Source organism: Halomonas bluephagenesis, assembly GCF_054790765.1.
The window spans coordinates 3881669-3903857 of the sequence record NZ_CP133631.1 but is presented as its reverse complement, the minus strand read 5'-3'; the positions used below and the strand labels follow the sequence as shown (position 1 = coordinate 3903857).

Annotated in this window: 23 protein-coding genes; 6 read left to right on the top strand and 17 right to left on the bottom strand. The window is 50.2% G+C overall.

What is annotated here, in order from left to right; translation table 11 throughout:
- Positions 1–62: 62 nt before the first annotated feature.
- The 10 genes from rplT to REH51_RS17710 all read right to left on the bottom strand — a co-directional run bounded on the left by rplT (position 63) and on the right by REH51_RS17710 (position 8531).
- Positions 63–416 (bottom strand): 50S ribosomal protein L20, encoded by a 354-nt coding sequence (rplT, locus tag REH51_RS17755; RefSeq protein ID WP_009097607.1) that lies wholly within the window; start codon positions 414–416, stop codon positions 63–65.
- A gap of 57 nt (positions 417–473) precedes the next feature.
- On the bottom strand, positions 474–668 hold the full coding sequence (gene rpmI, locus REH51_RS17750; protein ID WP_009724291.1) for a 50S ribosomal protein L35: 195 nt from the start codon (positions 666–668) through the stop codon (positions 474–476).
- An 81-nt stretch (positions 669–749) separates the two neighbouring features.
- Positions 750–1289 (bottom strand): translation initiation factor IF-3, encoded by a 540-nt coding sequence (gene infC / locus REH51_RS17745; RefSeq protein WP_083003855.1) that lies wholly within the window; start codon positions 1287–1289, stop codon positions 750–752.
- A gap of 12 nt (positions 1290–1301) precedes the next feature.
- A complete protein-coding gene (thrS, locus tag REH51_RS17740) occupies positions 1302–3224 on the bottom strand; it encodes a threonine--tRNA ligase (RefSeq protein WP_009724289.1) in 1923 nt (640 codons plus the stop codon).
- Positions 3225–3436: 212 nt separating this feature from the next.
- Positions 3437–4306, bottom strand: a complete 870-nt coding sequence (locus REH51_RS17735; protein ID WP_498936478.1) for an OmpA family protein — start codon at positions 4304–4306, stop codon at positions 3437–3439.
- Between the two features lie 289 nt (positions 4307–4595).
- Positions 4596–5063 carry a DUF2489 domain-containing protein gene (locus REH51_RS17730; protein ID WP_009724287.1) on the bottom strand — a complete coding sequence of 156 codons (468 nt, stop codon included), beginning with the start codon at positions 5061–5063 and terminating at the stop codon, positions 4596–4598.
- 117 nt (positions 5064–5180) lie between these two features.
- Positions 5181–6098, bottom strand: a complete 918-nt coding sequence (cyoE, locus tag REH51_RS17725) for a heme o synthase (protein WP_498936476.1) — start codon at positions 6096–6098, stop codon at positions 5181–5183.
- A gap of 60 nt (positions 6099–6158) precedes the next feature.
- Entirely contained in the window at positions 6159–7262 is a 1104-nt protein-coding gene (locus tag REH51_RS17720) for a COX15/CtaA family protein (protein WP_498936474.1), read from the bottom strand.
- A gap of 55 nt (positions 7263–7317) precedes the next feature.
- Complete coding sequence (locus REH51_RS17715; RefSeq protein WP_009724284.1) at positions 7318–7824, bottom strand: redox-active disulfide-containing membrane protein; 507 nt, start codon at positions 7822–7824, stop codon at positions 7318–7320.
- A gap of 11 nt (positions 7825–7835) precedes the next feature.
- Positions 7836–8531, bottom strand: a complete 696-nt coding sequence (locus tag REH51_RS17710; protein ID WP_009724283.1) for an SURF1 family protein — start codon at positions 8529–8531, stop codon at positions 7836–7838.
- On the opposite strand from REH51_RS17710, the gene REH51_RS17705 reads away from it, so the two are divergent.
- Positions 8530–8721 (top strand): DUF2909 domain-containing protein, encoded by a 192-nt coding sequence (locus tag REH51_RS17705; RefSeq protein ID WP_009724282.1) that lies wholly within the window; start codon positions 8530–8532, stop codon positions 8719–8721. The genes REH51_RS17710 and REH51_RS17705 overlap by 2 nt on opposite strands.
- 4 nt (positions 8722–8725) lie before the next feature.
- Here REH51_RS17705 and REH51_RS17700 read toward each other — a convergent pair whose 3' ends face one another.
- The 5 genes from REH51_RS17700 to REH51_RS17680 form a co-directional block, all read right to left on the bottom strand.
- Positions 8726–9583 (bottom strand): cytochrome c oxidase subunit 3, encoded by an 858-nt coding sequence (locus REH51_RS17700; protein ID WP_009724281.1) that lies wholly within the window; start codon positions 9581–9583, stop codon positions 8726–8728.
- The gene (locus tag REH51_RS17695; RefSeq protein ID WP_009724280.1) at positions 9580–10170 is read right to left on the bottom strand and encodes a cytochrome c oxidase assembly protein; all 591 of its coding nucleotides are present in this window, start codon (positions 10168–10170) and stop codon (positions 9580–9582) included. Before REH51_RS17695 ends, REH51_RS17700 begins: the two co-directional genes overlap by 4 nt.
- Positions 10171–10205: 35 nt before the next feature.
- On the bottom strand, positions 10206–11849 hold the full coding sequence (gene ctaD / locus REH51_RS17690; RefSeq protein WP_009724279.1) for a cytochrome c oxidase subunit I: 1644 nt from the start codon (positions 11847–11849) through the stop codon (positions 10206–10208).
- 39 nt (positions 11850–11888) lie between these two features.
- Positions 11889–13004, bottom strand: a complete 1116-nt coding sequence (gene coxB, locus REH51_RS17685) for a cytochrome c oxidase subunit II (protein ID WP_009724278.1) — start codon at positions 13002–13004, stop codon at positions 11889–11891.
- Positions 13005–13128: 124 nt separating this feature from the next.
- Positions 13129–13302, bottom strand: a complete 174-nt coding sequence (locus tag REH51_RS17680) for a DUF2970 domain-containing protein (RefSeq protein ID WP_009724277.1) — start codon at positions 13300–13302, stop codon at positions 13129–13131.
- Positions 13303–13433: 131 nt separating this feature from the next.
- Between REH51_RS17680 and REH51_RS17675 the strand changes: the two genes are divergently transcribed.
- Together REH51_RS17675 and REH51_RS17670 are read left to right on the top strand one after the other, a co-directional pair.
- Positions 13434–13793 carry a hypothetical protein gene (locus tag REH51_RS17675; protein ID WP_009724276.1) on the top strand — a complete coding sequence of 120 codons (360 nt, stop codon included), beginning with the start codon at positions 13434–13436 and terminating at the stop codon, positions 13791–13793.
- Positions 13794–13892: 99 nt separating this feature from the next.
- The gene (locus REH51_RS17670) at positions 13893–14108 is read left to right on the top strand and encodes a hypothetical protein (protein ID WP_009724275.1); all 216 of its coding nucleotides are present in this window, start codon (positions 13893–13895) and stop codon (positions 14106–14108) included.
- 42 nt (positions 14109–14150) lie between these two features.
- On the opposite strand, the gene hrpB is transcribed toward REH51_RS17670, so the two are convergent.
- Both hrpB and REH51_RS17660 read right to left on the bottom strand, forming a co-directional pair.
- Positions 14151–16586, bottom strand: a complete 2436-nt coding sequence (gene hrpB / locus REH51_RS17665; protein ID WP_498936472.1) for an ATP-dependent helicase HrpB — start codon at positions 16584–16586, stop codon at positions 14151–14153.
- Positions 16587–16606: 20 nt separating this feature from the next.
- A complete protein-coding gene (locus REH51_RS17660; protein ID WP_009724273.1) occupies positions 16607–17266 on the bottom strand; it encodes a TetR family transcriptional regulator C-terminal domain-containing protein in 660 nt (219 codons plus the stop codon).
- A gap of 189 nt (positions 17267–17455) precedes the next feature.
- Between REH51_RS17660 and xdhA the strand changes: the two genes are divergently transcribed.
- From xdhA to xdhC, 3 genes are read left to right on the top strand one after another with little or no spacing between them, the layout of a single operon-like run.
- Complete coding sequence (xdhA, locus tag REH51_RS17655; RefSeq protein ID WP_498936470.1) at positions 17456–18913, top strand: xanthine dehydrogenase small subunit; 1458 nt, start codon at positions 17456–17458, stop codon at positions 18911–18913.
- Positions 18897–21320 (top strand): xanthine dehydrogenase molybdopterin binding subunit, encoded by a 2424-nt coding sequence (xdhB, locus tag REH51_RS17650; RefSeq protein WP_498936468.1) that lies wholly within the window; start codon positions 18897–18899, stop codon positions 21318–21320. Before xdhA ends, xdhB begins: the two co-directional genes overlap by 17 nt.
- On the top strand, positions 21317–22189 hold the full coding sequence (xdhC, locus tag REH51_RS17645; RefSeq protein ID WP_009724270.1) for a xanthine dehydrogenase accessory protein XdhC: 873 nt from the start codon (positions 21317–21319) through the stop codon (positions 22187–22189). Before xdhB ends, xdhC begins: the two co-directional genes overlap by 4 nt.

The following is a 22189-nucleotide window of genomic DNA, read 5'->3' as shown; positions in this document are numbered from 1 at the left end:
GCATGGGTCACACTGAAATGACCTCAGACACGTCACACTGATTTACATCAGCGCAATGTGCTTTATTGGGCAGCCTTGGCTTTTTCCACGATAGCAGCAAATGCAGCTTTCTCGTGTACCGCCAGGTCGGCCAATACTTTACGGTCAATTTCAATACCGGCTTTCTTCAGACCGCCAACAAAGCGGCTGTAAGACATGCCATTGATGCGCGCACCAGCGTTGATACGCTGAATCCACAGAGCGCGGAATTGACGCTTGCGGTTGCGACGGTCACGGTAAGCATACTGACCGGCTTTGATAACAGCCTGCTTAGCTACGCGGAAAACACGCGAACGGGCACCGTAGTAACCTTTGGCCTGCTTCAATACTTTTTTATGGCGACGACGGGCAACTACGCCACGCTTAACACGGGTCATAACACACTCCTGACTTTATGACTGAGGCTAAATGCACTCAGATAAGAAAATTCGACCTTACAGGTTCGGCAGCATGCGCTGGATCAGCGCTTTGTCAGAAGCATGGATCTGCTTCATGCCACGTAGCTGACGCTTACGCTTAGTCGACTTCTTGGTCAAGATGTGGCTACGGAAAGACTGCTTGTGCTTGAAGCCATTAGCGGTCTTTTTAAAGCGCTTGGCAGCGCCGCTGTTGCTTTTGATTTTCGGCATGAGAAAACTCCGCTCGATATTTTTTAGAAAACCCAGGGCCGATCAGCGCTTCCACGCCGACCCGTTAGCTTCGCCGTTGGATCACTTCTTCTTCGGGGCAATAATCATGATCATCTGGCGGCCTTCCATTTTCGGGAAAGACTCTACCGCTCCGATCTCTTCCAGGTCTGCCGCGATCCGTTCCATTAGCTTGCGGCCAATGTCCTGGTGCGCCATTTCACGACCACGGAAGCGCAATGTGACTTTGCCCTTATCACCACCTTCTAAAAAGCGTGTCAGGTTTTTAAGCTTGACCTGATAATCGCCTTCGTCAGTGCCAGGACGGAATTTAACTTCCTTAACCTGGATTTGCTTCTGCTTTTTCTTTTGAGCCGCTTTCTGTTTCTTCGTCTCAAAAACAAATTTGCCATAATCCATAATCTTACAAACGATTGGATCGGCATTCGAAATTTGCACGAGATCTAAACCGGCAGCTTCTGCACGCTCAAGCGCTTCGGTGGTGGGCACAACACCCAACTGTTCACCTTCAGCATCAATTAAGCGTACTTCTTCTTCGGTAATTCTCTCGTTCATTGGTGGGCGTTTGTCTTGTGGACGCCCGCGCTGATTGCTTCGCTTGATTGCTCCGTCTCCTTAGGCAATTGACGATGTCGCCAGGGCTGCTCGCTCTGCACTGCAACGTTCGATGAATTCATCGACTGTCATCGTGCCGAGGTTTTCGCCGCTGCGAGTTCGCACGGCCACTGAGTCAGCTTCGACTTCCTTATCTCCCACCACAAGGAGATAGGGAACTTTCTGTAACGTGTGCTCACGGATTTTAAAGCCGATCTTCTCGTTCCTCAAGTCCGCTTTAACTCGTAAGTCATTTTTTTGCAGCCGTTGCTCCAACTCAAGCGCATAATCACGCTGCGCATCAGTAATGGTCATCAAAACGGCTTGCTGAGGCGCCAACCATAGCGGCATCGCACCAGCATAGTGCTCAATCAGGATTCCCAAGAACCGTTCAAAGGAGCCCAAGATAGCACGATGAAGCATCACAGGAGTCTTGCGCGTCCCGTCTTCATCAACATATTGCGCGCCTAAGCGCCCTGGCAAATTAAAATCTAGCTGTAGAGTACCACATTGCCACACACGATTCAGGCAATCACGCAGGGCAAATTCAATTTTCGGTCCATAAAAAGCACCTTCTCCCGGCTGAAGCTCCCAATCAAGGCCCGTCGCATTGAGCGCCGCTTCAAGCCCATGCTCTGCTCGGTCCCACATTTCTGCTTCGCCAAGGAAGTCCTCTGGACGAGTTGAAAGCTTGAGCTCAACATCCTCAAAACCAAGCGTTTTATAGACTTGGAGGGTAAGCGCAATAAATGCCTCTGCTTCTGCCTGGATCTGGCCTTCGGTGCAAAAAATATGCGCATCATCTTGGGTAAAACCACGTACGCGCATCAGACCATGCAAAGAACCTGATGGTTCATTTCGGTGACAGCTACCGAATTCTGCTAGGCGCAAAGGTAAATCCCGGTAACTTTTCAACCCCTGATTAAACACCTGAACATGACAGGGGCAATTCATGGGTTTAACAGCATACTCACGCTTTTCTGACTCAGTGGTGAACATGAGTTCACTATAGTGCCCCCAGTGGCCCGACTTCTTCCATAGCGAAAGATCTACCACCTGCGGCGTTTTAATCTCTTGATAGCCATGCGCTCGCTGAATTTTCCGCATGTAATCTTCCAATGCCTGGTACATTGTCCAGCCATTGGGGTGCCAAAAAACCATGCCTGGCGCTTCTTCTTGTAAATGGAAAAGATCCATTTTGCGTGCCAGCTTGCGGTGATCTCGTTTCTCGGCCTCTTCAAGGCGCTTCAAGTATGCCTTGAGCTGCTTCTTGTCACCCCATGCGGTACCGTAAATACGGGTCAGCATTGGGTTTGAGGCGTCCCCACGCCAATATGCACCAGCCAGCTTTGTCAGCTTGAAAGCTTTCAGATGGCGCGTATTCGGCACGTGCGGCCCACGGCACATGTCCGTGTACTCTTCATGATGATACAAACGTATCGTTGCATCTTCAGGTATATCGCGGACGATTTCTTGCTTAAACGTTTCGCCACGCTCAACAAACGTACTCATCGCTTTGTCGCGATCAACGTACTCACGCACCACGTCGTAATCACGCTCAATGAGAGACTGCATGCGCTTTTCGATGGCTTCCAAGTCGTCAGGCGTTACCGACTTACCAAAATCAATGTCGTAATAAAAGCCATCATCAATCACCGGCCCAATTGCCATTTTCGCATCAGGATACAGCTGCTTAACCGCATGCCCAATCAGGTGGGCGCACGAATGGCGGATAATCTCAAGGCCTTCTGGATCACGGGCGGTAATTATCGCTATTTCAGCATCTTGCTCGATTAAATCAGCAGCATCGACCAATACACCATCAATCTTGCCAGCCACACAAGCCTTGGCCAAACCAGGGCCAATCGATTCTGCGAGCTGCATAATAGAGAGAGGTGCTTCGAACGTTCTTTGGCTGCCATCAGGCAATGTTACTATGGGCATTAAGTATTCCTTGAACGCAGTGGTGATCCATACCAAGGATCACATTTCGCTATCAATGGTCGAGAGTATTAGGTGCTTTTGAGGGTTGCCCAGCCTACCAGAATTTAGAAAGCCGTAAAATAAAACGGGAGGCATAAGCCTCCCGTTCTGTGCCTAAAGGGTATTAATCAACGGCGCTACGGCCTACCCCTTAATGTAAATTGATGTGTGGCTTAGTTCCACTCATCCAATTCAACACGACGGTTCTGTGCGCGACCTTCATTAGTATCGTTGCTAGCTACTGGGCGCTCTTCGCCATAGCCAATGGCACGCATACGGTTAGCACCTACGCCACGCTGGGCAAGGTAAGCAGCAACAGACTCTGCACGGCGCTGAGACAAGTTCTTGTTGTACTGATCCGATCCACGAGAGTCAGTGTGACCTTCGATGCTTACACGCACGTTCGGGTTGTTAACCAAACGCTCAGCCACACCATTCAATACATTTTGTGCGCCCGGCGTTAGCTGTGCAGAATCAAACTCAAAATTAACATCACGTAGCACTAAACTTTCAGGGCAACCCAGTGAGTTAACTTCAACACCTGCAGGGGTGTTCGGGCACTGATCACGATAATCCGGCACGCCATCGTTATCAGAATCCAGCGGCCAGCCATTAGCATTAACGGCTACGCCAGCAGGAGTTCCCGGGCACTGGTCACGGTAATCTGGCACACCGTCACCATCAGAGTCCAGCGGGCAGCCTTCGGCATCAACTGCAACGCCTGCAGGCACTTCACCATAGCTTGGGCACTGCGGTGCTACTGGCTCAGGCGTGCGGTCTGCACATAGCAGGCCGCCAATCGCTGCACCAGCAGTTGCGCCAATAGCGGTATTTTCATCTTCGTCAGAGTTGCCGCTAGTAGCGTATGCAATACTGCCGCCGATAACACTGCCGGCAAAGCCGCAAACGAAAGGATGTTGATACCAATCGCGGTCGCTACTTGCGCTGGTTTGGCCAGATGATTGTGATGCTGAGCTGGCACAGCCTGATAAACCTACTACCAGTGCAGAACCGATTAGCAAGCCAGTCGTTGATTTTTTCATGCAAGACTCCTTCTTGATCCAATGCTGACATGGTCCTAAGACCAAATCTATCCAATGCTTCTTATTGCGAGAGCATCCATTTTTCGCTGCTCAGCACCATGGCAATATTATGCTTTCACCATATGGCTGAACGTTTGCCTATGATTAACGTTTAATCACGAGAAGGCAACAATGCCGTGATATCAACTTCTTGCCAATACCGACATTTTCAGCATAGCAAAATTGACGCAATAAGCGTCAAAAAACATAGGTTACCGTATTTATAGCCCCCTATGCTCGTTAAACAAGGTTAATGAAGACCTGCAGATCCCTCGGATCTCCAGTTAATTACCTTCTGTGCTGCCTCAAGAACTGCAGGTCGCATTTCGTCCTCAACAGCGAGGCGCTCCTTGTCTTCTTGCATACGCTCTCGTGGCGTTAATTGCTTACGTGCAGAGTGAGTTTTTAAATGTCGAGTACGGTTGTACACTTCTGCAAACGCTTGAAAGTCTGGACGCTCTGCTAAGCTGGGATCAACAATCTCAAGCAGAACTTTGCATCGCCAAGACCCTTCTGTGATGTCGACTTGCTCTTGCACAAGCGCGCTAACGACAAAATCAAGGTTTTCTAGGCTGTTTTGGTGGGCACGACGCTCTTCGTCAAGCCGGAATGCTTCTCGACGCTTAACCTCTTGGCGAAGTTTATAGGCATAACCACCAAGAGCTGCAATGACAATAATTGCAACGATGAGTAGTAACAATGCTCCAGTGGAACTCATAACGCTCCTTTCACAATGGAGAGGTAGAAAGCTTGACGAGAATTGTACACCCTCTTACCCCTTGGAGACTACTTTCGCTGTCTTTTGCCCCCAATTGAGAGCGAAGGTGAATAGTTTCTATAGAAAGAATACCCCAACATAATGATCCAAAAGCAGCGCGCCAAATAAGCCTAGCAGGTAGCGAATTGAGAACCAAAACGACTGAATAGGGGCTTTATCACACCGCCCTTTCCACACCTTCCAGCTCCAGTATATATATCGTCCGTTAAGCGCAGTCACTATTATTAGGTAAACCAAACCGCTCATACCAATCATCACAGGAAGCAGCGTGGCAGCTACCGTAAGCCATGTGTAAAGCCATATCTGCAGCCTTGTAAAAGCCAAACCATGCGTGACGGGCAACATGGGGATACTAGCGCGAGCATAGTCGTCATATTTATGAATAGCCAACGCCCAAAAATGAGGCGGGGTCCATACAAATATAATCAGCATTAATAGCAGCGATTCTGCTGTGACTTGACCCGTAATAGCTACCCACCCCAGCAAAGGTGGCGCTGCACCAGCAACACCACCAATCACTATATTTTGCGGCGTTGCTCGTTTAAGAAAAGCGGTATAAACCAACGCGTAGCCTACCAACGATGCGAAGGTGAGCATTGCTACAGGATAATTCCCCTTCCACGCTAAGAGACCTAAGCCAGCCAAGGAGAGCATCGTTGACCATATTAGCGCAACCGTTACGGGTAAGCGATTTGATGCCAACGGGCGGTTGGCGGTGCGCGACATGACAGCGTCCAAGCGACGATCAATTACATGATTAAACGACGCTGCCCCACATGCAGAAAGTCCGATGCCCAATAACCCAAAGGCGACGTTTTTTAATGGTGGGAGGCCTACCGTTGATAGCGCCATGCCCACCCCTACACACACCAACATAACCGCTACAACATTGAGTTTGCACAGCCCTAGCAACTCTCTCCAACCCCATATAAGCGTTGGCACTGTTGAATGCGATAACACGGCAACATTTTTCATTATCCTACCCCGTAATAACTATTCTTGTTCTAGACGAAGCAAAACCTCTATTTACTACCGTTATTTACTACAGTGCGTAAAGGTTACCTGGGCTGCCTTTAGATCATTCACCTCTATAGATTGCTGACTAGGCTGGCGTTTCCAGCACCAGAAGGCCCACTCCATGCTCAAGGTTAATGCAACCGCTCCAGCGGTATGCAACAGAGCCAGCCATAGAGGAAGCCACAACAATACATTGGCAATGCCAAGCGCAACCTGAACAAAGTAGGCAATTAACACCAGCATGAGGGCTCGTCCAACAGAACCTGCCGTACGATATCGCCACCATAGTGCTAACAGTACAATTCCGAGTAGAAGCGCTCCAAAGCGATGCATCATGTGAATTGCAGTACGTGCGTCGGCGTGTAACTGCCCATGCAAATAATTAGGGCCGACGGTTTGTGTCAGGTGAAAGCCTTCACTTATGTCCATTTCTGGCCACCACTGGGTATTGCAGGTCGGGAACCCTTGGCAGGCGATACCTGCATAGTTGCTGGTCACCCAGCCACCTAATGCAAGCTGTAAAACCAATGCCGACACGCCGATTACCCAGAGCACATTAATAGTCTTAGGTGAAGAGGCATCGCTTGTGGAAGTAGAAATATGGTTGATGGGAAAAGACGTACGACTCGTTAAGCTAAGGCGGATTCGCAAATGCAGCCAAAAAAACAGCATCAGCACACTTAGACCGCCCAACAAATGCAGAGTAACCACTTGTGGCCAGAGCTTTAGCGTAACGGTAAAGGCACCAAACGCGCCTTGAAGCAGGATGACAATTAACAGGGCAATGCTTACTTTCCCTGGAAACCCTGGTCGCTTACGCAGTGACCATCCTAGGGCTACAACGCTTAGCACAATAAGCCCTAAAAAACTTGCCACATAGCGGTGAGCCATCTCTACCCAAGCTTTAAAAGGCTCAAGAGGCACATCGGGATGGCGCAGAGCAGCATATTCATTATCGGGAACTAACAGACGTCCATAACAGCCTGGCCAGTCAGGGCACCCCAATCCCGCGTCGACTAAGCGGGTCCAAGCGCCAACTAAAATCACTAGCGCTGTCAGTACAGTACCTGCCAAGGTTAAACGTTTCAGCCATTGTAAGCGCCGCTCAGTAGAATGTGGCACGTTGCTTCCTTACGACCTACTAGGTCGAGCATGCAGAGTAACGATTTATTCTTCGCTACAGCGGATTGACCTTAAACAAATGACGTATGTCATCGAGAATATCTGCGGCAGGCACCGCATTGTTAAATGACAGCGCAGGCCTGCCAAAGGGATCCATTAGCCATACGCTGTTTTCTTCACGCCATTCAGGCTCTACGAGCCAACGATTGACCGTTTCCCCTGGTAGCTCTTGTGCGCTCCCACCTATTCGTAATCGCTCTAACCGAGTAGCTTCTCGGCCCAACGCCCGATGCAATCGCCACAATTCATCCATGCGCTCATCACAGAGCGAAGTACAGTCAAATGCTAATGTCCACGCATCGTTTTTTTCAGGTTTAGCGCTCAAAGGCCAATCATCCAGTAATGGAACACCGACATGCACTTGCCCATGGGCTGTATCATCACTAGGTATGCCTATTTGCCATGTCAACATCGTCCACGCGGTAACAATAGGCGCGGCGAATGCTGCAAAAATAAGTAACAACTTAACTCGCGGGTAACGAACTGGCTGGCGTTGTTCCATGCTTTTCCCCCTCAGTCATCAGTAAGGCTATCTTTACGCAAGCGATACCCTCCCAACACCATGACCACTGCCGCAGCAAGCGCCAGCCCCCACCACTGAAAAGCATATCCAAGATGACGGCTAGGAGGCATCACGCTAGCTTCCCACCAAGGCGTAAACACTCCCTCGCCTTGGTCAGCATGTAACCATCCGTTATAAGTGAAGGCAGGTAATATTGGCTCCCACGGGGTTAAGCCGATCTGCTGCAGTCTTACCCCTTCTCTGTTTGCGCCATACAGCGGCCCGCCGGGGCGCGCAACTTGCCACTCTCCTGAAACTGTGACGCTGCCCTCAGGAGTATCAGCTTGAGGCGCTGCTCTACTTGGCCCTGTTTCAATAAAACCCCGCTGAATAAGCCACAATTGATCAAAACTGTCTCGGAAAGGCGTTAGCACAGCCACGCCTAAACGCCCGTCAACAATGCGGTTATCCAAATAGAGAGTGTGATTAGCAAGGTATTCTCCTTGCAAATGCAGTTCAGATCCCTCTTCTGGCACAGCGGTCGGCGATTTGACAAAAGGCGCTGCCTCCCTAGCAGCTAACAAAACACGCTTGTCATCAGCACGCTCCCACTGCCATAGTCCTAGCAAGACACCAAGCGAAACTAATACGCCCCAAAATACACACCAGACGTATAGGCGTTGCGACCCAAAAGAGGTTTTCGTCATGTGGTTAAAGCTGCTCATTGGCCTAGTTTTTGTTGGAATAGTCGCTAGCTTAGCGGCTGGGGCGGGCTTCTTATTGAGGGATGACAGCAGCTCCCGGCGGCTACTGGCATCCCTTAAGTGGCGCATTGGGTTAACATGCCTACTTATGGTCTTATTAGTGTTTGGCTTCTGGTCGGGAAACTTAGGTTGATTGATTAGAAGACGTATACAAAAATAAATAACCCAACCCACACAACATCTACAAAGTGCCAATACCAGCATGACGCTTCGAAGCCAAAATGATGATCATTGGCGAAGTGCCCTTTCCATATCCGCACTAACATACACGCCAGGATAATCGTGCCGACAATAACGTGAACCCCATGAAAACCGGTCAAAATGAAGAAGGTTGCTCCGAAAATCCCCGCTTCCAGCGTAATGCCATAATGATGGTAGGCTTCGTAATATTCGACCCCCTGGATGACAATAAAGCAGCAGCCCAACAGCACTGTACCCGCCAGCCAATTTCTGCACGTCTTACGCTCGCCTAATTTCAACGCCTCATGAGCGACCGTCAATGTAATACTGGAGGTTACTAGTATCAGTGTGTTGACCAAAGGTAACTGCCAGGGACTAAACACCCGTTCAGGCCCAAGCACTGCGCTATCAGGCGGATTAAACAACGGCCACTGCGGCACAAAGCCTGGCCATAATAAGGCAGAAACCCCCTTCGCCCCCTCTCCACCCAACCAGGGTATGGCGAACGTTCTAACGTAAAATAAAGCACCAAAAAATGCGGCAAAAAACATTATTTCAGAAAAAATAAACCAGCCCATCCCCCACCGGAACGACCGATCCATCTGGGCATCGTACAAACCGCTCATTGATTCGTGAATAACATCTCTGAACCAAAGTCCCATCACTGCAATCACGCTAACCACACCGATTAGCATTAGTGGGGTACCCGTGTCGTACACAAGCTTGACTCCCGTACCCACCATCATAGCCCCGAGCGCCAGCGAACCTAAAATAGGCCACCGACTCGTTGCTGGAACATAGTAGCCGCCACTCATATGGAATCCCCTATCGTCTTGTTGTCATTCTTTGAGATGTCTTTTGCTAAGTGATGAACTGGGTACAAGGTATACACTAGCGTTATCGTATTAATATCCTCAGGGAGGTCCCGCGCCAGCTGGAATATCAGAGGAATCGTCAAACGCTCATCCCCTTGGAGCTGCTGCTCTTGGAAACAAAAGCAGCTTACTTTTCTTAAATGGGTCGTAGCGCTTGAAGGAGAAACACTAGGCACAGCCCGCCCCCAACTTTCGACACGACTATTGTTGGTAAAAGTGAAATCAACTTCCGCTGTTTGGCCTGGATGCACGCGCATTTGGCGGTTTTCGACACTCATTCGCCATGGCAACCCTGCGCTACCACGGGTAATGAACTGCACGGTGACATAACGGGACTGATCAACTTCTTCATGGATAATGGCCTTAGCCGTAGTATCCACCTTGCCATTAAGCCCCGTCACACGACAAAACACGTCGTAAAGAGGGACGAGCGCAAATGCGAAGGCAAACATACCAATTAGCGCTGCCACCGTACGAATAACCGTTCGCTTTACCCCAACTGATTGCACCGTATTATTTACTGCCATATATCCCCCTAGACTATTCGCTGATGGGCAGCTAATTAGTCATGGTGATGAGTACGGTTAAATACAGGTGGTGTCTCAAAGGTGTGCAGCGGTGCTGGACTGGGGACGCTCCACTCAAGGTCTTCTGCACCCTCCCAGGCTTTTGCAGGCGCTTTTTTTCCTCCCCTCACACACATCACCACAACCAATACAAAAATCAGCTGCGACGCACCAAAAAAGAAAGCGCCAATGCTGGAAAGCAAATTGAAATCCGCAAATTGCAACGCATAGTCGGGAATACGCCTAGGCATGCCTGCCAAACCAGCGAAATGCATAGGGAAAAACGTTAGATTAACGCCAATAATAGAACACCAGAAGTGGCATTGAGCCAGCCGCTCGTTAGGATAATAGCCGGTCCATTTTGGCAGCCAGTAGTAGACGCCGGCCATAATGGCAAAAATAGCACCTGGTACTAACACATAATGAAAATGTGCCACGACAAAGTAGGTGTCGTGATACTGGAAATCCGCAGGGGCAATTGCCAACATTAGCCCTGAAAAACCGCCTATGGTGAATAGGACGACAAAAGCTAAAGCAAACAGCATAGGCGGCTCAAAACTGATCGAGCCACGGAATAGTGTGGTCACCCAGTTAAACACTTTCACGCCTGTCGGCACGGCAATCAGCATGGTCGAATACATGAAAAACAGCTCCGCCGTTAGCGGAAGGCCGACGATAAACATATGGTGCGCCCAGACTAAAAATGACAGCAGCGCAATAGCTGCCGTGGCGTACACCATAGAGGCATATCCAAACAAAGGCTTACGCGCGAAAGTTGGAATAATGGCCGAGACGATACCGAAGGCCGGTAAAATCATGATGTAAACTTCAGGGTGCCCAAAGAACCAGAATAGGTGCTGGAAAAGCACGGGGTCACCGCCACCCGCTGCGTCGAAGAAACTGGTACCGAAGTTAATATCCATCAACATCATGGTAATGACACCTGCTAGTACAGGCATTACCGCAATCAACAGAAAAGCCGTAATTAACCATGTCCATACGAACAGCGGCATATCCATCATGCGCATGCCCGGCGCGCGCATATTCAAAATGGTCGCAATAATATTAATAGCCCCAAGAATCGAGCTAATGCCTGCGATATGTAGGGCTAAAATAAAAAATGTCGTCGAGGCAGGTGCATAAGTGGTCGACAAAGGCGCATAAAACGTCCAGCCAAAATTAGGTCCGCCGCCTGGCATTAACAGCGTAGAAAGTAATAACGTGAACGCCACAGGAAGCAGCCAGAAACTAAAGTTATTGAGCCTCGGCAGTGCCATATCCGGCGCACCAATCTGAAGTGGAATCATCCAGTTGGCTAACCCGGTAAACGCTGGCATTACCGCAGCAAACACCATGATTAATCCATGCATGGTGGTCATTTGGTTGAAGAACTCTGGCTCTACCAGTTGCAAGCCAGGTTGAAACAGCTCGGCTCTCACTACCAAGGCAAATATGCCCCCTACAAAAAACATAATGAGAGAAAAAATCAGGTACAGAGAACCAATTTCTTTATGGTTGGTAGTCAGCAGCCATCGCATAATCCCTTTTGGCTGAGCCGCATGGTCGTGCTGAGAATGGCCACCAGCCACTGCTGTAGAGCTATGTTGCAGTGAATGTTGAGGAGGTAGTTTGGGCGCCATGAGCATCTCCGCCTGATTTATTGTTGTTAATACCTTAGATTATTGTGCAATACGTTCAGCTATCGCAGCTGGCTGCACCACATCGCCTGTGTCGTTGCCCCAGGCATTGCGGGTATAAGTGACAACCGCTGCGATTTCGACAGGATTTAACGTACTACGAAACGCGGGCATAGCAGCACCAGAAACACCGTTAACGATTCGGTCTATATGCCAATCTAGGTCATTAATTAATTGGTCGTTATTTGCTAGTGCAGGAAACGCCGGTAAAGCCCCCTGGCCTTCGCTTTGATGACAGGACGAACAAATGGTCTGATAAACAGACTCTCCCCTCGCCATCAAGTCCTCCATCTCCCACTCTCGGTCAACTCCCATGGCCTCTTGCTCTGCTGCTGCTTTACGTTCAGACAACCATGTTTCAAACTCTTCTTCTTCCATGGCATGCACAACCACTGGCATAAACCCATGATTAACGCCACAAAGTTCAGCACACTGGCCACGGTAAATGCCCGGTTCGTTAATTTTCACCCAATTTTCATTGATAAACCCTGGAATCGTATCCTGCTTAACGGCTAACTCAGGCACCCACCAGGAGTGAATAACGTCATCCGACGTCATTAAAAAACGCACTTTACGATTGATCGGCAGCACCAATGGCTCATCTACGTCTAACAAATAGTGCTCATCTCTCGCCTCCTCCCCACGAATTTGTTCTCTTGGTGTACTCATGTTGGATGTAAACGCAACATCTTCCCCAAGATACTCGTAGCGCCAGCGCCACTGCTGGCCAGTGATCATCACATCCAGGTCAGCTTCTGAAGAATCGTACATATTCTTCAAGGTCGCGGTCGCTGGCACGGCCATTCCAATCAATATCAGGATAGGAATAGCGGTCCAAAGAACCTCGACGGAAGTATGCTCATGAAAATTAGCCGCTTTTGCCCCTTTTGAGTGTCTGTATTTAAATAACGAGTAAAACATCACCCCAAACACAATCACCCCGATCACCACGCATACCCAAAAGATAGCCATATGCAGACCAAAGATATCTTGGCTGATATCGGTGACCCCTACCGGCATATTCCAGCCATTCGCATGAGCTTGAGTGATACTGAAGGTACTGGTAATGGTTAGCAGCCATTGCCACGATCGATGCATAGAAACCTCCTTATTATTGTTGTTCACGCCAACCCATTTATTAGGTCAGGAATAACTGATTAACGTCAGTATAGAAAACATGAGGCATTCGTCACGAACAACTATCGTGAGGTGTATCAACGTTTCAACGCGATGCGATCACTGCAATCCCTACCAGGATCAAAACAAATATGAGCGTGATCACAACCCCTGTCACAATAAAGGCAGCGGGTTTACCACTAGAAAAATCCTGTTGCCGGTTGAGGTCATTTTGTACGCCTAGAAGTGCTGACAGTACTGATTTGACAACTGACCACATTGAGCCTCTCCTCAATATCACGTATTTCATTGCTCAAATGCACAACTCTTCTGCAGAGCTTAGCTATAGTTGAGAATAGGTGAACCTGTGAAGAATGCCTCACAGATTGCAAAACTTGATAGGAGCACACTATGGATCATTCAAACAAGAAACAGCCCGTATCTATTACTGACACGAACCAAGATATCGTGACTTGGTGGCACCATTACTGCCTGTTGAGCACCATGCCCATAGTACGTTGTCAGATTGCTTGGCTGGAGAACGTGACACAGGCCATGCAATTGGAGGCTGAACTTTTCCAAGCTATCGCTAAAAGTAGCGAAAAACTAACGCTATGCATGACTGACAACAAAAAAAACGGCAACGCCAAGGAGCTCACTGAGCATTACCAAGAAATGGTCAAAACGCTTACAGATGCCAATCTTGAGCGCTTTGCTAAAGTGTCTCAACTTTCCCACGAGTTTCGACGCAGCCTATGGGAGGAAATTTAACAATTTGGGATTAAGCTTGCGGCTTATTGTCGTGCCATTCACACTACGCACGCTTTGCTATTTGCTAAGAGCAGCTTTGGACTGGTGATGGAGCCTAATATGCCCAAATGTCGTGGATTTTTACCGTTGTTCCCGTTAATAGCCATGGTTTTACTACCGTTGACTGGCTGCACAACTTACACCTGGCCAGATGGGTCGCAAGAAACAGTGCTGGGTGTTCCCCCTGAAGAAGAAAACCGTCGTTATGAAGAACAGCGCGCTGACGGAGTACGCTATCGTGTACCAGGCAAAGTCCCTGAGGAACAACCAGAATGATTTTCTTCGATCTAAATTTTCTTTAAACGATGATATTTAAACTTATCGACGTTTAGTGAATGCCGTTGCTTGAGCGGTAAGTGGATCTTCTGGCCAGGGGTGCTTCGGGTAGCGACCACGCATCTCTTTACGCACCTCTGGGTAGCCATTTAACCAAAAACTGCGCAAATCTTGGGTAACCTGAAGCGGCCTCTTTGCCGGTGAAAGAAGATGAACGACGACGGGCATATGGCCGTCCGCGACGACAGGGGTATCTTGCCAGCCAAACGCTTCCTGTAATTTTAGAGCAAGTACTGGCGGTCTTCCTATTAGACAGGGCGCATAATCAATTGATGCTTGATTACCGCTAGGAGCCGTTATTGTTGGTGGCGTTAAACGCTCAAACCGGGACCGCTCATCCCAGCTTAGCGTTGCCATTAAGTAGGTATGAAACGGCATTTTTTCTAGTTGGCTGAAACGTGTCATACCCGCCATATAGGGTGCCAGCCACTTGTCAGAACTCTCTAACAACGCACACTCTGACCAATCAGGCCATACGTCAGGATAAGCACTCGCCAACAGCGCCATTCGCCCTTGTAACTGCTTAACTTTGCCATTAAAAAGCGCCGTAGATCGTTGTTTTAACGCCTGGAGTAACGCCTGTTGGACAGCCTCTACAGATAGCTCCGCTAAAGGCCTACTTGCCAATACAAGCTCACCGTGACGTTGAACAGCTTCTCCGAGAAGCTTACCTTGGGTATCAGACCACGTAATACGATCTTCCCAATGCTGGGTAGCCGGATATATGTTGATGAGCGCTGCCAACGTGATTGGCTCGGCTTGATATATTGTCGCCTCGCTGGTGGCACTTTCAACGCTAACCGCAACAAGATATGGAGTATTTGCTAGCGGATGATTATTAGACAGCGTGGCTGGTTTACCATTAGCGAGTTTGAAGCGACCTGGGCTGATAAGTTGACCAATGCGGTCAGGGTAAGCCATAGCTAGCAGACAACTAAGCGGCTCGAGCGACATCTTATGTGTCACCAGCAGGTTAGCCATATCTGTAAGCCGCTTGGTTTCTCGCTGCCATTGAGGAAATCGCGAGGGTTGAATAAATCGCTGAGCCAACGCATCTCTCAGCGAACCACTGACACGCTCCCTACCCTCCAGCAAAGCGGCTAAAGCGCAGGCTAGTTGTACTGCCTTGAGTGACGCCGCTTTTGATAGCATTACCGCTAAACGAGGCTCAAGCGGCCAACGCGCACTTTGCTTACCTAGCGGCGTTAGCAGGCCCGCTGAATCAAGTATACCAAGTTGACGAAGCAAAGCCTGGCTACTTTGCCATGCTCCGTTAGGTGGTGGTGTCATCCAGACTAGCTCATCTGGCGAACGCGCTCCCCACATGGCAATTTCAAGCGCTAGTCTTGATAAATCAGCTTGCGCTATCTCAGGTTCACCGTAGGCAACAAGTGGCTGCTCCCGAGACCATAATCGATAACATATTCCTGGTTGTTGCCGCCCTGCACGACCGCGGCGTTGATCAGCGCTGGCACGATTGACACGTCGGGTAGTTAACCGAGTAAGACCCGTTCGCGGCTGAAATAGCGGTACACGTTCCAAGCCAGCGTCAATAACCACATTAACACCATCAACTGTCACGCTGGATTCAGCAATGGCAGTAGATACAATCACGCGCTGGCGAGTTTCGTGAGGTGCCAATGCAGCTTGCTGTTCCTCAATGGGCATCCCGCCATGTAATGCCCGCACCTCAATATCAAGGGCGCTATTTTCCAGCGTTTTCACCAACCGAGTTATTTCTGCCACTCCAGGCAAAATCACCAGCACATCATGGCTATTAACATTCGCCAAGGCCTCATTTACCACTCGGTAAGCAGCAACGTCTAACGCGTCATCACTGCTAAAAGGGCGATAGTACGTTTCAATTGGGAATTCACGACCCGTGCTTTCAATCACTAGTGTATCGTTGCCCAAAATGCTTGTTAACGCGGCGACATCTAACGTCGCAGACATCACAATCAATCGTAAGTCAGCACGAATGCTTTGTTGGATATCCAGCGATAGCGCCAGCCCAAGATCTGCTTCTATGCTGCGCTCATGAAACTCATCGAAGATGATAGCAGCGACCCCGTCAAGTAACGGATCATCTTGCAACATACGCGTCAGAACCCCCTGAGTAACCACTTCCAAGCGAGTATATGGGCCTACTTTGCTATCCCCCCGCATACGATAGCCAACCGTCTTGCCAATAGGCTCCCCAAGCTGTGCAGCCATAAAGCTTGCCGCCAACCGCGCCGCAACACGTCGCGGCTCCAGCAACAATACTTTCTGCCCTTTCGCCCATTGACTGTTAAGCAAGGTCAAGGGAACGCGGGTTGTCTTACCTGCCCCAGGCTGGGCGACTAAGATAAGGCGGTTATGAACATCTAGAGCGACCTGGATCGCTGTTAGATGCTGTTCGATTGGAAGCGTAGACATCGCTTGTATAGGCATCGCGGTTAAACTGATGAACTGTTGGGTAAATGCGCCGCTGAAATACCGCATCCTTTTATAATGACATGCTCTAAAAATTGGCAGATAGATTCGAGATCCGTTTCGCTGAGCCCTTCAGCCCCTAAGATTCCAGTCACCTGTGCACTGTATTCCGTGTAATGCTGAGTGGCTGACCAAATCAGGAATATAAGCCAGCGTGGATCAACATCATCCATTTTTCCTTGTTGAGACCACTGGCGAATAATTGTTGCGCGGGAAGCTACCCACTCTTTTAATTCGCCAGAGAGGTAATTACTCAAGAACGGCGCACCAGCCAAAATCTCAGCGGCAAACAACTTTGAGCCTTCGGGATAACGCTGCCCCAGCATCATTTTAGTTCGAATGAAATCGCTCAATACCCTAGCCGGGTCGCTTTCAGGTGTAATGTCCTCAAGTACCGCATTCCAACGACTCATCATTCGGTTGAGCAGACGAACGTAAAGCAGCTGCTTGCTGCCCATATAATAAAGAATATTCGCCTTGGGAAGCTCCGCTAGATCGGCGATTGCCTGAAGGCTGGCACCACGATAACCATATTGAGAAAACACCTGCTCCGCAGCGCTCAGTATGGTCTGTTCAATACGATCCCTGCTGGCATTTTCATGGTTAGCGGTATCAGCCGTCATTGATTAAGCTCCTTTGATAAGCGCCAATGGTTACCCCATGGGGCTTGTTACATTAAATAGGTTTATCGTCCCCTGCCGTATAAGAGTGCAGGTGGCCACACCATCAACAAATTCTTGCAAGGTGCGCTGTTTTGTCCCAAGCTCAACATTATTGACCGATCGGTCAGAACAATCATAACGGAGTTTGGCATGGCTACGATTGAGTTCTTGCTCAATGGCACCCCCAAGCAGTGTCATGTGTCACCTGACACCAGCATTCTAACGCTGTTGCGTGATCATTTGGGCGTCACTGGTACAAAAGAGGGCTGCGCATCGGGCGATTGCGGTGCTTGCACAGTGGCAATCAACAATCCAAGCGGCACGCAAAACCGCTTTTTAAGCGTCAATGCGTGTATTACCCCCGCTCATCAACTGCACGGACAGCACGTAATTACCGTCGAAGGGTTAGCAACTGAAGGCAACTTGCACCCAGCTCAGCGAGCAATGATTGAGTGCCACGGCAGCCAGTGTGGGTTTTGCACACCAGGGATTGTTATGTCGCTATTCACATTGCATGCCAACCAGCAACAGCGTCCTACACCCCTTACGCCAGAAACACTCGAGGCAACATTGGGTGGAAATTTGTGCCGCTGCACGGGTTACCGCCCTATCCGAGACGCCGCATTGAGCATGCAAGACTACTCTTGGGAAGCACCACTGTGGTTCGATGCGTCTCAGCCAGCCAGCAATCCGCTTCATGTGCCTAAGTCAACAGCCAACGATGAAGCGCTCTTTGTACAGCCAACTACCTTGGCCGAGTTGACCGACGCAAAGCGTCGTTACCCTGATGCACGTCTTGTCGCTGGCGCAACAGATCTATGGTTGGAAAGCACTCAGCGACTTATTGCATTAAACCAGCTTATTGATATCACTCGTGTGGCTGAATTGCGCCAAATTGAAGAGGCGACCTTCCAAGCTCAACCAGGTTGGTGGGTAGGCGCTGGAGTAACGTACTCGCAGCTTGAGCCCTTATTAGACAGCCACTTTCCTGCGTTTGCACATCTACTTCACCGACTCGGCTCCCAGCAAGTTCGTAACCGGGGAACGCTAGGCGGAAACATCGCCAACGCATCCCCAATTGGTGATACGCCCCCCGTACTGTTGGCCCTCAATGCTTGGGTAGAACTTCCCAGCCATGACGACACACGCCAGCTTTTGCTGAGCGACTTTTTTATCGACTATAAAAAAACGTCGTTGGCTCCTGATGAAGTCATCAGTCGAATTTTTATTCCCCAATTGGCACAAACAGCCACACTGAGGGTTTGGAAGCTTTCCAAGCGACGTGAAGATGACATAACGGCGGTATTAGGCGCATTTTGCTACCGTGTTAATAAGGGTGTTATGAAGGATGTTCGCATTGCATTTGGCGGTATGGCTGCAACTCCCAAGCGAGCTACCCAAACAGAGGCAGCGTTAGAAGGACAGCCCGTTTCCAAAGCTAGCTTTCAAGCAGCTCAACGAGCCCTTGCCGAAGAATTCCAGCCGATGAGCGATGTAAGGGTTAGCCAATATTACCGAGAACAGGCCGCACTCAACCTGTTAGAGCGCCTTTACCTATCGCTTTTGTCACCCAACCAGGAGGTGATGCTCCATGCGTACGCTCACTAAACTTGATGGCGACAGCAGCCGCGCTCGTCGCGAGTTACATGATCACATTCAAGGGTCAGGCCCGCTTGCCCGCCATACCGTCGATAGTCATGGTCAGCGCCAAGCAGGCACCGCTAGCTTCCATGAAAGCGCTGAAAAACACGTTACCGGCAAGGCCGCCTACATTGATGACCTCAAAGCACCAGCCGATGCACTGCATGTAGCCCTGGGGCTTTCTCCTGTCGCGCACGGTACATTGACCGCACTTGATCTCGAGGCAGTTAAGCAAGCATCTGGCGTTGTCGATGTCATCACTTTTCACGACGTGCCCGGCCATACGGATATCGGCCCTGTGTTTCCAGGCGACCCCATTTTTGTTGATCAAGAAATTAGCTACGCAGGCCAGTGTATTTTTGCCGTTGCGGCTAACTCGCTTCAGGCTGCTCGCCGAGCGGTGACGCTGGCCAAGCTAAGTATTGATGAACAACCGGCAAGCCTCGACCCTGTTGCTGCTGCCGAACGCAATGATGTGGTTCGCCCTACACACGTTCAGGAGAGAGGCGATTGGCAAGCGGAACTGCGTCAAGCCGAGCAAACGGTTGAGGGCGAGCTTTTTATCGGCGGACAGGAACATTTTTACTTGGAGGGCCAGGCGTGTTTGGTTCTGCCCACCGAAGACGAAGGGGTCATTGTCCATACCTCTAACCAGCACCCCAGCGAAACCCAAAAACTCGTTGCCGAAGTACTGGGCATTCCCTTTCATGCGGTCACCGTTGAGGTCCGCCGGATGGGCGGCGGTTTTGGAGGCAAAGAAACTCAAGCATCCCCATGGGCATGTATGGCAGCCATCATTGCCCGCAGAACCGGAAAAGCCACACGTATACGGCTACCGCGAAGTGATGATATGCGCGCGACCGGTAAGCGACACCCCTTTCATAATCGCTACCAACTTGCGATTGATTCGCAAGGCATCATCCAAGGCGGAGAGATAACCGTTATTGGTGACTGTGGCTACTCGCCAGATCTTTCGGACGCCATTGTTGATCGTGCAATGTTCCATGCCGACAACGCTTACTCATTAGGCAGTGCTCGCGTCACCGGTCATCGAGCTAAGACCCATACCGCTTCCAACACGGCTTTTCGGGGCTTCGGCGGCCCCCAGGGCATGATGATTATCGAAGCTGCGATGGATGATATCGCGCGTAAAGTCGGTGAAGACCCTCTCACCATCCGAAAACGAAACTTCTATCGCGACGGGCGAGATGTCACCCACTACGGTCAGCAAGTGGACCAAAAACAGTTATTGCATACGCTGGTAGAGGCACTGGAAAACAGCAGTGACTATTGGGCGCGCCGCGCGGCTATCAAGGCATTCAATACCAACAGCCCCATTATTAAAAAAGGGCTTGCGCTAACGCCGGTGAAATTTGGCATCTCGTTTACCGCCCAGCACCTTAATCAGGCCGGTGCTTTGCTGCATGTGTATACCGATGGCAGCATCATGATCAATCATGGTGGCACCGAAATGGGGCAAGGCCTGCACACCAAAATCTGCCAAGTGGTAGCTCGTGAGCTTGGTTTGGATTTAGATAGCGTGCGGATTAGTGCAACCCGCACAGATAAAGTACCCAATACATCCCCAACGGCGGCTTCAAGCGGTGCCGACCTCAACGGCATGGCCGCGCGAGATGCCGCCAGCAAACTGCGCGAAAGGTTGTTCGACTTTGCCGCAATGCATTTTGAGGGAGGCTTAGAGCGAGAAGGTATGCGCCTGGAAGATGGCATGCTGATTGCTGGTATTGGAGAGAGCGAGCGCCGCATTCCCTGGGGCGAGCTTGTCCAAACGGCCTACCTCAATCGTATTTCGCTCTCAGAAAAAGGCTTTTATGCCACACCACTGATTCACTACAACCGCGCGTCGGGTCAAGGCCGTCCTTTTTATTATTACGCGTTTGGCGCAGCCGTTGCCGAAATTAGTGTTGATACATTAAGCGGCGAATACCTAGTCGACCGCGTTGATGTGCTACACGACGTTGGCAATTCGCTAAACCCAGCGATTGATATTGGTCAAGTAGAAGGTGGGTTTATCCAGGGGATGGGCTGGCTAACCAGTGAAGAGCTTAAGTGGAGCGATAAAGGTGTGCTGGTTAGCGACGGCCCTGCAACTTACAAGATACCTACGTTTGGCGATCTTCCCGCTATTTTTAACGTTGAGTTACTGGAGGGACACCCCAACTCCATGGCAAGCCTGTATCGCTCCAAGGCCGTTGGCGAGCCACCGTTTATGCTTGGTATCTGTGTGTGGTCTGCGCTACGTGATGCGCTTTCAAGCTTAACCGATTACCAAGCGTCTCCCCATCTCGACACTCCCGCAACCCCTGAGCGAGTGATGCTGGCTGCAAACGCAATCAGAGAAAAAGCACTATGACACAGCCCTCAGCAGAAACTTGGCACGCGGCACTCGATCGGTTGCAGCGCAACGGTGTCCCCCATGTATTAGCCACTCAAGTAACCAGCGCGGGTTCAACCCCGCGTGAGCCTGGTGCGCGCATGGTGATCACCCACGAGGCGGTCTATGACACGCTAGGCGGGGGCACTTTCGAGTGGCAAACTATCCACTCTGCCCGAGACTTTTTACAGCAAGGCCGCGTGGGCTTTCACTTAGAGGCATTCTCGCTCGGTGGACGCAGCGGCCAGTGCTGTGGCGGTTATGTCAATGTGCTGCTGGAGGTTTTTCCTGGAGCCGCTATCAATATCGCCTTGTTTGGTGCTGGCCATGTCGGACGAGAGATCGTAAAGCTCAGCGAACCGCTACCCTGGCAAATACACTGGTTTGATAGCCGAGCAGATGCATTTAACGAACGCGATCAGCAGCAACCCCGACTTAGTTGCCATATGCTGAGCAGCCCACAGGAGGACACTTCAGCCCTGCCACCCTACTGTCATGCACTGGTATTAACCCACAACCATGATGAAGATTACGCCCTTATCACCGCTTTACTACAGCGCCACGACATCGCCTCGATAGGACTAATCGGCTCTGATAGCAAATGGGCAAGTTTCCGAGGACGACTGCAGCGCGAAGGCTACACCGCTGAAGAAATAGAGCGTGTACGCAGTCCCATTGGCTGTATTCATAACACTAAACTTAGCAACAAAACCCCCTATGCGATTGCTTTGACGGTGGTAACCGAACTGCTTTGGCTAACGGACAAGCCAGCCTCACTAGAAATGCGCGGCCTTGAGCCGAACGCAATACGTGCACTTGTTGACGATACGAAAACGACTCAGAGTTAA